At 69.2% G+C, this 15,699-nt stretch carries 12 protein-coding genes and 1 pseudogene; 6 read left to right on the top strand and 7 right to left on the bottom strand.

Translation table 11 applies throughout. From position 1 onward, the window contains the following. Both OG622_RS03190 and OG622_RS03195 read left to right on the top strand, forming a co-directional pair. Positions 1-2,034 carry a serine protease gene (locus tag OG622_RS03190; RefSeq protein ID WP_371573067.1) on the top strand — a complete coding sequence of 678 codons (2,034 nt, stop codon included), beginning with the start codon at positions 1-3 and terminating at the stop codon, positions 2,032-2,034. Between the two features lie 579 nt (positions 2,035-2,613). Next, positions 2,614-3,087 carry an NUDIX hydrolase gene (locus OG622_RS03195; RefSeq protein ID WP_371573068.1) on the top strand — a complete coding sequence of 158 codons (474 nt, stop codon included), beginning with the start codon at positions 2,614-2,616 and terminating at the stop codon, positions 3,085-3,087. Positions 3,088-3,299: 212 nt separating this feature from the next. On the opposite strand, the gene OG622_RS03200 is transcribed toward OG622_RS03195, so the two are convergent. Then, positions 3,300-3,749 (bottom strand): nuclear transport factor 2 family protein, encoded by a 450-nt coding sequence (locus tag OG622_RS03200; protein WP_371573070.1) that lies wholly within the window; start codon positions 3,747-3,749, stop codon positions 3,300-3,302. A 502-nt stretch (positions 3,750-4,251) separates the two neighbouring features. Between OG622_RS03200 and OG622_RS03205 the strand changes: the two genes are divergently transcribed. Further along, positions 4,252-5,634, top strand: a complete 1,383-nt coding sequence (locus tag OG622_RS03205; RefSeq protein ID WP_371573072.1) for an alpha/beta hydrolase — start codon at positions 4,252-4,254, stop codon at positions 5,632-5,634. 580 nt (positions 5,635-6,214) lie between these two features. After that, positions 6,215-7,006 (top strand): intradiol ring-cleavage dioxygenase, encoded by a 792-nt coding sequence (locus OG622_RS03210; protein ID WP_371573074.1) that lies wholly within the window; start codon positions 6,215-6,217, stop codon positions 7,004-7,006. Between the two features lie 418 nt (positions 7,007-7,424). Here the strand turns inward: OG622_RS03210 and OG622_RS03215 are convergent, their stop codons facing one another. The 4 genes from OG622_RS03215 to OG622_RS03230 all read right to left on the bottom strand — a co-directional run bounded on the left by OG622_RS03215 (position 7,425) and on the right by OG622_RS03230 (position 12,108). Beyond that, a complete protein-coding gene (locus tag OG622_RS03215) occupies positions 7,425-8,735 on the bottom strand; it encodes a DUF5685 family protein (protein WP_371573076.1) in 1,311 nt (436 codons plus the stop codon). Between the two features lie 340 nt (positions 8,736-9,075). Next, positions 9,076-10,335: an MFS transporter gene (locus tag OG622_RS03220; protein WP_371573078.1), complete on the bottom strand. Its 1,260-nt coding sequence runs from the start codon at positions 10,333-10,335 to the stop codon at positions 9,076-9,078. Positions 10,336-10,747: 412 nt separating this feature from the next. Further along, positions 10,748-10,966 carry a hypothetical protein gene (locus OG622_RS03225; RefSeq protein WP_371573080.1) on the bottom strand — a complete coding sequence of 73 codons (219 nt, stop codon included), beginning with the start codon at positions 10,964-10,966 and terminating at the stop codon, positions 10,748-10,750. 326 nt (positions 10,967-11,292) lie between these two features. Then, on the bottom strand, positions 11,293-12,108 hold the full coding sequence (locus OG622_RS03230) for an endonuclease/exonuclease/phosphatase family protein (protein WP_371573082.1): 816 nt from the start codon (positions 12,106-12,108) through the stop codon (positions 11,293-11,295). Positions 12,109-12,810: 702 nt separating this feature from the next. Between OG622_RS03230 and OG622_RS03235 the strand changes: the two genes are divergently transcribed. Continuing rightward, positions 12,811-13,113: a hypothetical protein gene (locus OG622_RS03235; protein WP_371573083.1), complete on the top strand. Its 303-nt coding sequence runs from the start codon at positions 12,811-12,813 to the stop codon at positions 13,111-13,113. A 159-nt stretch (positions 13,114-13,272) separates the two neighbouring features. On the opposite strand, the pseudogene OG622_RS03240 reads toward OG622_RS03235, so the two are convergent. Next, positions 13,273-13,953 (bottom strand): annotated as a pseudogene (locus tag OG622_RS03240) (barstar family protein); the annotation flags it as partial. A 134-nt stretch (positions 13,954-14,087) separates the two neighbouring features. Here OG622_RS03240 and OG622_RS03245 point away from each other — a divergent pair. Beyond that, complete coding sequence (locus tag OG622_RS03245) at positions 14,088-15,083, top strand: threonine/serine dehydratase (RefSeq protein ID WP_371573085.1); 996 nt, start codon at positions 14,088-14,090, stop codon at positions 15,081-15,083. 199 nt (positions 15,084-15,282) lie between these two features. Here the strand turns inward: OG622_RS03245 and OG622_RS03250 are convergent, their stop codons facing one another. Then, positions 15,283-15,657 carry a hypothetical protein gene (locus tag OG622_RS03250; protein WP_371573087.1) on the bottom strand — a complete coding sequence of 125 codons (375 nt, stop codon included), beginning with the start codon at positions 15,655-15,657 and terminating at the stop codon, positions 15,283-15,285. Between the last annotated feature and the right edge of the window lie 42 nt (positions 15,658-15,699).

Raw genomic sequence — 15,699 nt, forward strand, 5'->3', positions numbered from 1 at the left:
ATGGTAGCGACGGACAGGTCCCACGACGAACGGGAGCGCCAGGTCGCGGCGGCCGCCGCACGGTACGGAGAGACAGGCGACGAGCGACGGACCCTCCAGCGGCAGCAGGACGCCGGGGTGGCCTTCCCGGACTCGGAGGAGGCACTCGCGGCGCGCGCGGCCCGGCTGCTCGACCGGCAGGCGGTGCCCGCCGCCATGGTGGTGGAGGCCGTCCGCGCGGACCCGCTGGAGGCAACCGCCGCGTACGAACGCATCCTCGGGGTGTCCAGGGACCTGCAGGCCTGGAGCTTCCTGCCGCGCGGCGCCCGGGCGGCCCGTACCATCGCCCGGATCTCGGTGCGGGAGAACGGCCGTGAGCTGCCCGTCGGCACCGGCTTCCTGGTGTCGCCGAACCTGCTGCTGACCAACCATCACGTGCTCCCCGACACGGAGGCCGCCCGGCAGAGCTTCGTGGAGTTCGACGCCCAGGTCACCGTCGACAACACACCCCAGTCGCCGACGCGGCTGGAGCTCGACCCGGACGGGTTCTTCGCGGCGGACCAACGCCTCGACTTCGCCCTGGTGCGGGTCGCCCCCGGCCCGGACCTGCGGCCCGCTGGGGAGACGTTCGGCTGGAACCGGCTCAGCGCCCAGAAGGGAAAGCTGGTCATCGGCGAGCCGGTCAACGTCATCGGCCATCCGATGGGGCGGCTGAAGGAGATCGCCGTACGCGACAACATGCTCCAGGTGCGCCTCGACGACTTCCTCCACTACAAGACGGACACCGAGCCCGGCAATTCGGGCTCTCCCGTCTTCAACGACCAGTGGGAGGTCGTCGCGCTCCACCACAGCGGTGTCCCCAGGACCGACGGACAGGGACGCGTCCTGCGCCGTGACGGGCAGGTCTGGCAGCCCGGTGACGGCGACGACGCAATCGACTGGGTGTCCAACGAGGGCGTACGCATCAGCTCCATTCTGAAGCACCTCGCCGCCCTGCCCCTCTCCTCCCGTCAGCAGGCGCTGCTGGCCGAGATGGGCCCGGAGTCGGGGCTGGGTGTCGCGGAGGCCGCCGCAGTTCCGGTGGCGGCTCCGGCTCCCGCCGCCGCGGCGTCGCCCACGGCCGTCGAGAACGTCACCGCGCGGGCGGGCCTGCGTGCCCGGGACGGCGCGTTCGGCGGCAGACGGCATCTGGTCTTCCTGCACGGTCGCTCCCAGGAAGGCCTGGTGCCCGAGGACCTGCGCCGCGACTGGACGGCCGGACTCAACCAGGGGCTCGTCCGCGCCGGTCTCCCTCCGGTCGACCCGGCGGACGTCTGGTTCCCCTACTACGGCGACAGACTGGTGCAGGCCCTGACCGCGCATGAGGCCGTCCCCCACCTGGTCGAGGCGCCGACCGCCAGGGCGGCGGAGGCTGTCGCACCGACCGCCCCCACCGCACGCGCGGTGTACGAGGAGATCATCGGCGAGGCGGCCACGAAGTGGGACATGCCGCACGAGAGCCGACTGGCCACCGAACGGATCGGCATGGGTGACGTGGTCGGAGCCCTGCAGAAGCGGCTGAGCTGGCTGGCCGCCAGGAGCGACCTCGACGCGTGGGCGATCGCCCTGGTCTTCCGTGACGTGGCCGCGTACCTCGACGACCAGCGCATCCGGGACGAGGTCCTGGGCTGCGTACTGGAGACGATGCCGGACTCGGGAGAAGTGGTGCTCGTCAGTCACAGCCTCGGCACGGTCGTCGGCCTGGATCTCACCACACGGCTGTCCCCCGGGGTGGATCTCGTCCATCTGACCACGGCGGGCAGTCCCCTCGGCCTGGACAGCGTGTACAGCAGGCTGCTCGTCGGCGGGCCGAAGCGTCCGGACGTCGTGGCCGACTGGCTCAACGTCTGGTGCCCGACCGACGCGGTGGCCATCGGATGCCCCTTGGGCGACGACTGGGCGGACGGGCTGTCCGACCTCGCCGTCGTCAACGCCCGCGACCGTGCGCACAAAATCGTCGAGTACCTCGCCCACCCCGACGTCGCCCGGTCGATCGGCAGCCACCTCGGCGGCTGAGCCTGCCGTTCCGTCACCGATGCCGACCGGTGTCGCTGGTGCTCACGCTGGCCCGTCATTCGGCGGGACGACCCGCCGAGCTTGACGGTCGGTCAGCGATCGAGCGGTGATCCTGCGCTCGTGATCATTACGCCGACCGGCAGGACGCCGACCGGCAGGACGTCGGGGCCGCGCGCGGTGACCATGGAGACTGCCGCCGCCGAAGGGTGGACAGCTGGGGTCCGACCTTGAAGCTGAAGTCACCGTGCTCGGTGTCGTAGTCGTCCTCGCTGAATCGGTGGACGACCTTGCCAGCATGGCCATTGCCCTGCGCCCCCTCCTGCGGCGGCAGGGCAACCTTCGGACAGAGCAAGGCGCTCGGGATCACTTGAAATCACGCGTACGCTCCCGGCGCTTCAGGTCCTCCCATACGACCGTCCCCGCATGTGGGGCTTCCCACCGACCGGCCGAGCCATCGGACCCAATCGGAGGAGCGGCCCCCACCCGATCAGCCACCGTCCGCGCGCCCCGCCGTCCCGCGTGCGAGTAGGCCCTCTCCGGAGGTCGGGATAGGGTCAGTCAGGTGGGAGGTACGGGGGAATGAGTTTCCGGCTGGCGGCGTACGCCGTGTGTATCGAGGGCGGGCGGGTACTGCTTGCCCGTCACGTGCTGCCGAACGGAGAGAGCAACTGGACCCTTCCGGGTGGAAAGGTCGAGCACGCGGAGGATCCGTTCGACGCGGTGATCCGGGAGGTCGCTGAGGAGACCGGCTGCGACGCGGTGGTCGAACGCCTGTTGGGTGTGGACTCCCGGGTGATCCCCGCGGCTGAACGTGCCGTCCCCGGCGGACCAGAGCACCAGAATGTCGGCGTCTTCTACCAGGTTCGTATCACCGGCGGCCAGCTGCGGCCGGAGCCGAACGGCGACATCGTCGAGTCGGTCTGGACGCCGATTCCCGATGTCGCTTGCTTGCATCGGTCATCGCTGGTCGACATCGGCCTCGCCCTGGCTCAGTCGCTTCCGGCGAACGGCCACGTCGCTGCCGTCCCGGTCGGCGGCCTGGTCCAGCACTGAGGCGCCAGCAACATCCGAACTGGCTCCCCGGTCGTGGTGGGGAGGCCGGGGTGGGGAGGCCGGGGTGGGTTTGTCGCGGGCGGAGCTGTTCACTGCGACCCGGAGAAACAAGTGTCCTGATCCGGAGCTGTCGCCTGCCGTCCGTTACGAGGCGCCCGTGCTGGTGGCAGTACTCAACGAGTGGCTGTGACCAGTGGGTCTCGCCGTCGACCTCAGTCTGTCGGTGTCGGCACGGCGCAGGCGTCGGCGATGGCCCGCGTGTCCCAGTAGAACGGACGGACCTCGGTGATACGCCCGTCCTTGACCGTGATCGCTTGCAGAATGGGGAAGCTGAGTTCACGGCCGGTCGCGCGAGCGCGAGCTCGGACCTGTGTGAGCACGACCGCGGTCTCACCGGTGGCAAGAAACTCCTGCTCCACCATGTCGAACGACTCCCACACCTCTCCCATCCTGAGGAAGAACTGCGTCATGCCGTAGTGCCCACGCCAGGTGCCTCCATAGGGCAGAGCATCTGCTTGATGCAGCTCGACATCCGGCGCGAAGAACGGGGCGAGCAGGTCGAACGAGGCCTCGCCTGGGCCTCCCGCCGCCAGGTACTCCGCCTCAGCCGCATACATGCCGGTGAGAACTGTTGCCGATTCCGTAGTGGATGACATCGTCATGCCGCCAGCATGAGCACCACAGCAGGACCTTGCTGGCGGCAATCAGACGTCGTTGTGCTGCGCGATCGGCGCTTTCGCAACACGCCCACAGTGAACGCGGGCATCAACTGGCTGACGTTGAAGGAGCCCCGCCGTCTGTCCGTCGGGCCAGAACATCGGAGGGGCACCGCCCTGTGTCATTTATCTGACGGCACATCATGTTCCTTGTCCTGTAAGCACATTACAGACCATGCTGTGATCCTTCTGTGAACTCACGCCCCATGGAGGAACATCCGTGCCGTTCAATCCCCCACAGCTCCCGTCTTCGAGAGGGCGCCGGAGACTGGCCGTAGGAACCCTGGTCACCGCACTGTTCGGCCAACTGCTCGCCGGCACCGCCGTCGCCGCCCCCTCGGACACCACACCTTCGGCCAAGACTCCGTTACCCGTGCGCATAGCCTGGGAGCCATGTGAATCTCCCTCGGGCCAGGGCACTTTCGAGTGCGCCACCATCAAGGTGCCCGTGGACTGGAAGCGCCCGCGCGGCGCCACCATCGACCTGGCCCTCGCCCGCCACCTGGCGACCCAGCCCGAGCGCCGTATCGGCTCGCTGCTGATCAACCCCGGTGGCCCCGGCGGCTCGGGCGTCGGCTTCGCGTTCAGCGCTCCTGAGTCCTTCTCGCCCGAGCTGCTGGAGCGTTTCGACATCGTGGGCTTCGACCCGCGCGGTGTCGGCCGCAGCAACCCGGTGATGTGCGACGAGGACAGGGTGGCCGCACAGGGCGCGCTGCTCTACCCGGACAGCGCCTCCTCCTTCACCGCCCTCCGCGAGGCGAACCGCGCGCTCGGCGAGAACTGCCGCGACCTCACCGGACCGCTCCTCGACCACATGGACACCGCGAGCGTCATCCGCGACATGGAGGCGATCCGCGTCGGCCTCGGCGAGCGGCGGATCAGTTACTACGGCGTCTCGTACGGGACCGGGATCGGCCAGCAGTACGCCGAGCGCTATCCGCACCGCGTCCGCGCGATGACGCTCGACTCGAACATGGACCACAGCCTGGACACGTGGAACTACCAGAGGACCGAGGCCGTCGCGATGGAGGAGTCGTACGGCCAGTTCGCCGACTGGTGTGCCCGTACGCCGTCCTGTGTGCTCCACGGCCGTGACGCCCGCGCCCTGTTCGACTCGCTCTACCAGCGCGCCGAGGCCGGTGAGCTGGTCCTGCCGGGCGACCCGCCCTACTCCGTCACCACCCAGGATCTCCAGGGCGTCGCCTTCGGCTACATGTATGACCCGGCCAACTGGTTCGGCTTCGCCCAGTTCCTCGCCGACTTGGACGCCGCCGACCCCGCCGCGGGACGGACCCTCCGCCAGCGTGGCGAGCCGACCCCGTTCGGGTATCTCCCGGTGATGTGCCAGGACTACGACTTCGACGTGCCCTCGTACGCCACCCTCGCCCGTTACGAGCGCAAGCTCGCCCGGCTCGCCCCCGTCACCCGGCTCAGCTCCCTCGCCTGGACCGACCTGACCGGCTGCCAGGACTGGCCGACCGAGGTGACCAACCCGCCGCACCGGCTCCGTGTCGACGGCAGCGCGCCGATCCTGCTGACCAACAGCCGCTACGACGTGGCGACACCGCACTCCTGGGGCTCCAACGCGGCCCGGCAGATCGGCCGCGAGGCCGTGTTCCTCACTTACGACGGTGTCGGCCACGGCGACTACTGGCTGAGCCCCTGCGCACGTGATGCCATCGACACCTACCTCATCACCCTCAAGACCCCCCGCAAGGGCGCCCACTGCCCCGCGGTCTGGCCGGCCGGGCCCTCCGCCCAGCGACAGTCACCGACCGGTGGTCTCGTCAACCCGCTGCCCGACCTCCTGGGCACAGGCACGCACCGGTGAGCCCCGCGACGCGGGCCTGATCCGACGCAGACCTGACCGAGGGGGCGCGGCCCCGGCCACCGGAGCCGCGCCCCCTCGCACGCGTCGGACGCGTGTCGGGCTGCCGTTCGAGAAAGAGACCCGCCGCACATCGGAGTCGGTCCGAGCCGGTGGGCGGTCTCGGCGGAGGTGACCAGGCAGACGGCGGCCGCGCCGGCTCCGACCGCTGGTGTTTCCCGCGGCTACCGTCGCTTCCGCGTCAGACTCGGCCCTCTGTGCCAAGGCCCGCTCAGCCTCGAGGACTACACGGCCCCGAACACATCACTGTCTCCCGCCGAGGACGACTGCGTGACCCCATCGAAGACGCGCTTCAGGCCCTGGGCGTGAGCCGACAGGTAGTGGCCGCCACCCCCACCAACGCGACAGCCTCGCCGACGCCTCGCGTGCCGTACTCGAAGCCGTCACTCGTGCGCTCCGACTCAACGGCGCCGAGCGCGGCCGGTCGAGCCTCAGCAAGTCACCTGTCTCAGAAGGGACTTGACAATAATGCATAATTAAAACCCCACACGAGATCCACAGATTCCGCTCTACTGTCGAGTACATGACAGACACTTCAGAGCCCTCACAGGCGACTCCGATCGGGCGCCGCAGCGTCCTGATCGCCTCCGGCGCCACGGCCGCCGCCCTGGCCGTGGCCGCCACCGTCACACCTGAAGCCCCCACAGCCGACGCGGACACAGGGAACACAGGGAACACCGCTCCCGTGGCCGCCGCGGCCGTCTGCACCCTCACCAGGGAGATGACCGAAGGCCCCTACTACCTCGACGGACAGTTCGTCCGCTCCAACATCCGCGAGAACAAAACAGGCATCCCGTTCCAGCTCACCCTCACCGTCGTCGACGACGACACCTGCGCTCCGCTCAACAACGCCCTGGTGGAGATCTGGCACGCCGACGTGCTCGGTGAGTACTCCGGGTTCGTCGGGGAGAACGGCCACAACGAGCCCGACAACGGCACCTTCCTGCGCGGAGGCGTACTGACGGACTCCAGCGGCGTCGCACGGATCACCACGGTCTACCCGGGCTGGTACCGCGGCCGGTGCATCCACATCCACCTCAAGGTCCACGTCAACGTCCGGCTCACCGCCGACGGCTCGTTCACCGGTGGTCAGGAGCTCTTCACCGGCCAGCTCTACTTCGCCGAGTCCGTCACGAGAGCGGTCGCGGCGATCGCGCCGTACCGCAGCAACACGGTCCCCCGCACAACGCTCGCCCAGGACTCCATCTACGACGGCGGAGGCGCCGCCTCGGGCCTGCTCACTCTGACGGCCCTGGGCAGCTCACCATCGGCCGGGTACGCCGGGTCGCTGACGGTAGGGGTGGAGTCCAGCTGACGTAACACGCCCCGTTCGGCCTCGCTCATCCCATCCGGCCCGGACGAGGACACCGGCCCCCTCCCAGACCGTGCGGGAGGGGGCCTGCGCCTCTCCCCCAGTTTGATCCGCGTCGCAGTTGGGGCGGGGTACCGACTCCGCGAGCCGGACGATCGGCCGGGCCAGGCGGAGTTGGGACTGCCGCACGAGGCAAGCGGTACAGAGCGAGAGAAGCCAGGCATCAGCCTGAGAGGACGTGAGCGTGAAGTGCGCAGCGAGCGCTCGCGCAGGGCCCACGAACGCCGTGGGTGCGCCGGGCGCGGTGCGTGCGGTGCGTGCGCCGGGCGCGGTGGCGTACGTCGTACTCGACTCGCAGCATGACGAGAAGCCCCGCACCCAGCTCCCCTCCGGGTCGGGGGCCGCCCGGCTCATACGCCGTTCAGTCGCAGCAGCAATTGCACGGGTTGCAGCAGCCGTCACCCGAGCCACCACTGGACCCATGACCTCCGCCGCCCGAACCACCGGAGGAGCCGCCCGAGTTGCCGCCCGAGTTGCCGCCACCGGGGCCGCCGGACCAGCCGTCGCCCCCGGAACTGTCGCGGCTCGAGCCGCCGTTGCGATTGCCGTCGCCGAACTGCCAGGGCTCCCCGTCACCTTCTCCGGCGTCCTCGGCACAGGTACAGCAGTTGAAGCACAACCCGCAATGGCCGCACAACTGGCGCCACTGGTTGCACCGCCGGCACTGCCCCTCCCGCGGCCGAGCCGACGCCATCGCCGCACCCTCCGGGAGCGCGCCCGCAAGCGCCCCGACGCCGCAGCCCATACCCGTACCGGTACCGGTCCCCGAGGGCGTCTCCGTCGCCGTACGGCGTCCCAGCCAGGGCAGCGTGAACGGGATGAACCGGGTCCGCGCCTGGTGGCGGTGCTCGTGGTGGTGACGCCCACCCTCGAAGACGCGGTCGACGGCCCGCTCCAGCTCGCCGCCCAGAAGCGCCCGTACCAGCCGCCCGTCGACGAACTCGGCACTCGCCAGTGCGAGTCGGATCCCGTGGACGGCGTCGTCGCAGAGCCGGCGGACCTCGGCGCGGTCCGCGCCGGTCACGGCGATCGGGTTCCACGCACCGGCCGCCTCGTCGGCGTCCAGGTCCTCCACCGCGTCCAGCAGATGGGCCAGCCGACCGAACAGACCGCCGGCCTCCGCCAGCGGTTCGGCATTGCCCGGGCGGCCGGCGAGCACCGCGGTGTGTGCGAAGGCCGCGGCGGTTGCCGTCTCCGTGGGCTCCGTGACCGTCAACAGCGAGCCACCGGGACCGGTCAACCGCTCGATCTGCGGCTGGCGTTCGACCGCGCCGAGCAGCACCGCAGTATCGAAGCCGAGCCGTTCGCCGCCCGTGGCACCCGCGCGGTCCCAGCGGTGGGCGATTCGGCGAGCCGCCAGCGTCACCGGGCGGCGCCCCAACAGGCCGTCGCCGTCAGCCACATGGTCACGTATCTTCGCTGCGGCCAGTACCAGCGACACCGTCGCCGCCAGCCGCGCGCCCTCGCCCTGCGCCACCTCCGCCGACCGCATCCCGCGCAGTGGGCACGGACCGGCGCCTCGCCTCCACTCGCCGGTACGCTCCGACTGCGCCTCGGTCAGCACCGAGACGATCAGGCCGTCGTAGTTCGTGGCCACCCGCGCGAACTGCCCGTACTCGCCGCGCAGCGCCAGGCACAGTCCACACAGATGCGCCATCCACTCGGTACGCATGCCCTCGCCCAGGCGATGACGGCATGGTCTGATGATTCCGAACACCGAAGTTCGCCCCCGTAGACACACAGACAACCGGACACAGTCAATGCACGGCTCACAGACGCGGACCGCCCATGAGTCGCGCGCGTGATGTCAACCGCATGTGACGTCGACGCGCGGCCGACATCCTAGATGGTCAGTTCCGAAGGAGGGCGCGACTCGGCATCTATTGGGCCGCTCACTCGACGCCATTGCCGGCATCGTCACCCGGCGCCAATGCCGCGAACACGAAGGCGCGCGGGTTGAGTCCTTGCCCCGACGCTGGGCACCAGCCCGGGAGGCCTGTTCGTTCAGAAACTCAGCCCGGTGCGGGCGCCGGGGACTCCGCGTGCCGAAAACCTGGCAGGAGCAGGCACAGCACGGCCGCGACGGCGGCCGTGGCGGCGAACGCGCCGACCGCCCAGGCTCCGGAGACATGCTGGATGATCAGACCGGCCACCAGTGGCGCCAGCGTCGCCAGCGCGGTGGCCGCCATCACCACGGTGCTGATGACACGGCCGCGCATTTCCTCCGGCGCGCTGCGAAGCACCACGGCAACCAGCGCGCCGTTCGCGGCCGGCGCGAGCAGCAGCGCCAAGCCGACCGGCACCGCCACCAGCGGTGACGGGATGAGCAAGGCCGCAGCGCCGAACAGCAGGGCCCCGGCCAGGGTGATCGTGGCAGCCAGGGTTGCCAGACGCATACGCCCTTGCAGCCGGGGGGCGACCACGGCTCCGAGCAGTCCGCCGGCCGCGATGCCTGCCTGCACCAAGCCGATCACCACGGTGGAGATACCGTCCCGTTGCATCACGAGGGTGATGCTGAAGATCACGCCGCTGAAGGCGAAGTTCACCAAGGGTGTCTGGAGCAACGCCGCGCGCAGAACTGGCACCTGCCAGACGAGTTGCAGGCCATCGAACACCTCACGCCACAACGACTTGCGCCCGGCCGCGTTCTCCGGGCGAAAACGCCCGCGGATCCGGCTCACCATGCCGAACGAGACCGCGAAAGAGACTGCGTCGGCCAGGAACGGAACGGCCCGGCCCACCCCGAACAGCATTCCGCCGAGCGCCGGGCCGGCCAGGCCGGCACCGTATGTCCGGGCCTCAGTGGCGGCCCACGCCTGTTCGAGCTGCCCGTCCGGCACGATTCCCGGCAGCGCGGCGGCGGCGGACGGGGTGAAGACGGCACCGGCGGCCCCCTCGATCAGGCTCACGGTCAGGACCACCGGCCAGGACGCGTGGTCCAGCACGATCAGGATGCCGAGCAGAGCCAGCAGGACGGCGCGCACGATGTCACAGATGATCATCGTCAGCCGCCGGTCGAACCGGTCCGACAGCGCCCCGGCGGGAAGCTGCAGGCACAGCAGGGTAATCGCCCGCACCGTACCCACCACCCCAGCGAGCACCGCCGAGTGGGTCAGAGCCAGGATGAGCAGCGGGTAGGCGATCCCGCTGATCTGCGTGCCGGTATCGGACAGCAGTTGGCCGATCCACAGCATCCGGAAGCCCTTGTTGCGCCGCAGCGGAATCTGTCGTGGCGCATCGGTGCCTATCTCGATCCCGCCGGCGTCGCTCACCTTCCATACGATAGGCGCCGAGGTTCTCACCCAGCGGAGGCGGAGAACTGACCGCGGTCTCGCTCCCGCCGCCCACCGAGACCAGAAACTGAGCCAAAGCCAAGACAAGTGAAGCAGCGATCGAGGGAGCGGGCGTGAGCGGGACGTCGTGGCTCATGCAGAGCGACCCCCGGATCGGCGAAGGACACTCTTCAAGCAGTGCATCGTCCGCATCGACGGACACACCGCTCGCCTGCGCTGCTGACCGAACGGGGCTCCCACAGCAATGCAGAACTTCCCAATGAGCAGCGCGTGCTGGTCGTCGCCGGGTATCCGCTGTCCTCGCCGCACAACGACGCGAGCACAGCCACAGCCACAGCGCAGGGTGTCCGCTTCGGTGGCACCGCCCCATGTCCGAGCAGTCTGGGCTCACTCACCGGCCGGACCACCGGAACTGCTCGTCCGGCTCCTCCCGCCGCTCCAACACTCCCGCTCCGACCAACTGAAGAAGCACCTCGTGCAGAGCATTCCCCAACGGGTTGTCCGTCCAGAACACCCACTTGACCTCCGTGAACGTCTCGGACTCACCGAAGACCCCCAGCGAGCGACCCACCAGGAACGCGGCACCGTCCCAGTCCGTCCAATCAGCCAAGCCCCGAGAAAGATCCACGAAGTGATCCTGCCACCGCAACGAAGTGTGTGAATTCCTCCGGGTTCGGGTCTCAGGAGGCTCGAGTCCCTGGGAGAGCGGAGTCATCGCGCGTCCGGTCCCCCTGTCCTCCCGAGCCTCTGAACGCGCGGTGCGCATGGTCGCGGAGGGAGATACGTCCCAACTACCCGGCTCAGTGGGCCACGATGAAGAGGTCGCCCGAAACTGAGGCATCGGTGCCGCTGAAACCGTGCGGAACCGGGTTCCCATCCCGCACGCGGCGACCCGTCCGCGTTGGGGCTCCGAGAGGCAACGGCCGTGAATACGCCTCAGGTTGGGTCCAGATCGGCGTGGAACAGATGGTGGTCCGAGGACGGTGAGGGCTGCACCCGGTGTTGGACCGGGGCGATGCCCCGCAGGAAGATGTAGTCAAACTTGCTCTGCCAGTCGGTGGTCACCCCGCAGGTGCCGCCGGACAAGGGACGACACCCGGAGTCCGCGTCCTTGGCCAGTTCCCACATCCGGGCGAGTTCGGGAGCGTCCGGCACCGCGTTGAAGTCACCGAGAACGATCGCACGGTCGTGCCGGGCTACGTCCGCGGCGAGCACACCGATCTGGTCCTCCCGGAACGCCTCCTGACGCCGCTGGGCCAGGTGCGTGTTGAAGACCCGCACCGACCGGCCCCCCACCACGGTGGTGACCGCCATGTACCCGCGATTCTCCGAACCGCCCTCCGGATACTCCACGCTGACGCGGTCCGTCAACGGCGCCGCCGAGAGAATCGCCTGACCGAAGCCTCCCGGACTCCACGGCGTTCCCCCGCACCGGCTCCAACTCTGAAGAACCGTCCCGTACTCGACGTGATAGACCAGCCCGTGCAATCTCTCCAGATACTCCCGGATCCTCTCCACGTCACGCACGCACGTCTCCTGCATGCCGACGACCTGGGGCGCGTACACGGCGATCTCCGCAGCCCGGTCGACGTTGCTCTCATCGCAGGGGTTGCAGATGTTCCACGTCATCACCCGGTTCGGAACGACATCCCTGACGGCATTGACAGGAGACGACCTACCGAAGAGGGCATCGCTTGGCGCACTGGGGCCGACGAGCACCATGCAAGCCACGATCACCGCGCCCGCGAGCAACCGCGTGCCCCTTGCGAACACCACTGCCTCCTCAATACAGATCCGTCTAACGTCTAACGTCTGACGTCCCCGTCCCCGTCCCCGTCACCATGCGCGAGGCTATGCGACGAGGTTGTCAGCAAACCATGCTTCTGGCCCTTCACCCGGCTCTCACCGTCAGGCCCCTGCCCCCACCGCTCGTCAGGAACCGGGGCCGTCGATCTCACGGTACGCGTCCCGCCCGGCGGAGAGCCGACCGTGGCCGATCCCTCGAAGCGGTCCGACGGTCGAGGCAGTCGGTGACGTGGAGTTCCAGCGGCGGGCAGCGGCGGGCGTCGGCGGCGGTCTCGTAGGTGGGGGGACCAGCCATCGGACGACGGAGGCGATGAAACCGGAGGTGGCACAGCCGGATCCGGCCGGAAGCGCCGCGACGGTTCACGGAACTCCAGAACGAACGGGCAGCGCGGACGGCGTCGGCGGGATCGCGCGGGAGATCCAACCCGTCATACGCGTCGATCGTCTCCGCCAACAGCCTCGGCACCGGCCATCTCGGTGTCATTCCGGGCCTACACCAGATCGTTGCCCAAGTAGGCGAACGGTCCGGCCATCTTGCACCCCATGGTCGTCGTCGCCCGTATCGAGACCAGGCCCGCCCCGATCGCGTACTGGCGCTCACGGAACCGCGGACGGGATGATGTCGGCCCAGAGCCGGAGGGGGTCGTCATGAGATCGCGCCTGAAGTGGATCCACCGCCGCGGTGAGCAGGTCCTCGTCGAACGCAAACAGACGTACACGGCTGAGATCTACGTCAAATTCCTTGTCCTGGCCGGCCTGCTCTATATGCCGGTTCTCCTCTTCCACTGGGGTGAGTGGATCCCGTTCGCCGGCGCCGGCATCTACCTGCTCTGGGAACTCGGCCGTATCAACAGCGCACTCGGCGAGCTCGCCGATCTCTGGAATGAGCAGTACCAGCAACGGCAGGACTCGGCTCGGAAGGAGTACCACCGAAACGACTCCCTCCAGTGACACAGCCGGGCCGGCGACTGCACGACGTTTCCGATTCCCGCGCCGGGCCGAGCCGGCGGTGACACGCTGCCGAGCCGGCGTGCGACCCCAACCGAGCACTCCGGGCGGCCAGTCGACGACGTAGCAGAAAGCCCCAGGGCGCGAGCCGAGGGAAGGAAGTCAAGTACAGGTGACGCGCATCCCGCCCTCGGTCAGGGCTTCGAGCACCGTGGTGACCAGGTCATACGGCTCGCCTTCCGGCGTCAGGACGCGGGAGAGGTGCTCGCGCGCGGTCTTGGCATCTCGCCAGAGCAGCGTTGCGGGCGAGGTGTGGCCGAAGTTGCCGCGCAGGCAGTCAACGAGGGCGGCCAGGCAGCCGCCGAAGTAGCCGCCGGGCCCGTTGACGGCCTCGCCCAGTGCCAGATAGAGGCCCGGTTCGTCAGTGATGTGCCGGCCATCCTGCTCGTAGTCGTGCCCGCCCGGCCGATGCAAATGCCCAAGCCGGCAGCCCCGCTCGCGGACGAGATCGAGCCAGGCCCCGCGCTGCCGGGTGTCGAGGCCGGCCCAGGCGCCAGAGGCGTTCGGCGGGCCGACGAGCCAGCGTTCCCAGATGGGCCTGGCGTATCCGGGCACGGGGGTGTAGTGCTCTGCGTCGAGTTCCAGATCAATCAGATCTGTCCCACGGGAGGACGGGCTCCACGTACGGACTTTGGGCCGCAGCAGCCGGTCGGCGAGCGCCTCACCCCTGTCGTCCCGTATCTCCAGCCGAACCTCCTCCAGGTCCAGGGTGCGCCGGGTGCCAGTCGCCGGCGCCCGCCGCAGTCGATCACTCGGGGCGAAACCCTGCAGGACGAGTCCGGGTCGGCGCCCGCTTCGAGAACGGTCACCTCCTTGAACGCCCCGAGGAACCCGCCTCAGCGGGACATACCTCAACCGACCTGCGATTCCTGGCAGTTACTCATGGAACAGTGCCGGTGGCGCTACGCTGCTGTGTCGTGCAGGAGACGCGTCTCGACACTGCTCGGATCCGGGCGGCCCGCCGGGTGATCGACCCGGTCTTTCTCGACACTCCGCTGTACCGCTGCGAGGCGCTGGAGCCTCACCTCGGGTGCACGGTGAGCATCAAGCTCGAAACGGCGAACCCGGTCCGCAGTTTCAAGGCCCGCGGTACCGAGGTAATCGCGGGCCTGCTCGCCGACAATGCCTGTCAAGCCGTGGTGTGTGCGAGCGCGGGCAACCTTGGCCAAGCCCTCGCCTGGTCCGGTCGCGGCCGGGGGCTTGACGTGACCGTCGTGGCATCCCGCTTTGCGACGGCGGCCAAGCTTGATCGCATCCGCGCGTTGGGCGCCAGGCTGGAGCTGGTGGACGGCGACCACGAGATGGCTCGCGAGCGGGCGGCGGCCATCGCGCGCTACGACGGCATCCGGCTGGTCGAAGACAGCCTGGACATCGAGACCTGCGAGGGCGCGGCGACCATCGGCCTTGAACTGGTGGGCACCGGGCCGTCGTTCGACACCGTCCTGATCGCTCTCGGCGGTGGGGCACTGGCCACCGGCGTGGGCCATGTGGTGAAGGCGTTGGCACCCGAAGTCGAGGTGGTCTGCGTCCAGCCGCTGGGCGCACCGGCGCTGACACACTCGTGGCACCAACGACGTGTCGTCACCACCGACTCGACCGATACCATCGCCGACGGCGTCGCCGGCCGGCGTCCCATCCCGGCCGTCCTGAAGGACCTCCTCCTGGTCGCCGACGATGCCGTCCTGGTCCAGGAGGCGTCGATCATCGCCGGTATGCGGATGCTCCTCGACCACGCCGGCCTCATCGTCGAGCCTTCTGCCGCGCTCGGCATCGCGGCGATCCTCGAACACCGTGCCCGCTTCGCCGGCCGCCACGTAGTCACCATCGTGTGCGGCAGCAACGTCGACGTAGACGCCTATCACCGCTGGGTCGGTGCGGCTCCCATCCCCAACTCGACGAGCAATGAACGTTGATCGAACCGTACCTGCCGATAGGTGAGTACGACCCCTACCCCAGTGCCAGGCATCGGGAGTGTGGGGGCCCCGACCGTGGTCGGAGCCCCCACACTCCGAGCTGTACATCCGAGGAATCAGGCGCCGCTCCATCCAGACAGCGGGGCTGGGCCCTCCCCTTCTTCACCGTCCAGGGAGTCGACGCCCGACACCCACCGGGTCATGCGCGTTCTTGCGGCTTTTCCTGAAGGGCCGCCCGATGCTCCCGCCCATCGGACGCGAGCGGCTCCGCCGGGCGGCACTCCACTTCCCGCTGCCTGGCAGCCAGGGCCCTCGCCAGTATCTTCGCCCGGTAGGGGTTCGACGTACCGAGGGCCTTCGCCACCTCCACCGCCTCGTCCAACAGGGCCAACCGTCGCTCAGGCAACTCCCGTACCAGAGGCGACGCGCTCGCCTCCACCAGGACGTACGCCAGCTTCGACCCGTACGCCTCCGGCTCGACCTGTGTCAGAAGGCGGTAGATCCACAGCCCCTCGGCACCGCGCACCACCCGCCGGTTGGCACTGAGCAGCCTGACCCTCGCCAGCACAACCATGTCCTGATCCATCGATCCCCTTCGTCCCCCCATCCCCGACCG

The organism is Streptomyces sp. NBC_01314, assembly GCF_041435215.1.
In the GTDB taxonomy this organism is placed as follows: Bacteria; Actinomycetota; Actinomycetes; order Streptomycetales; family Streptomycetaceae; genus Streptomyces.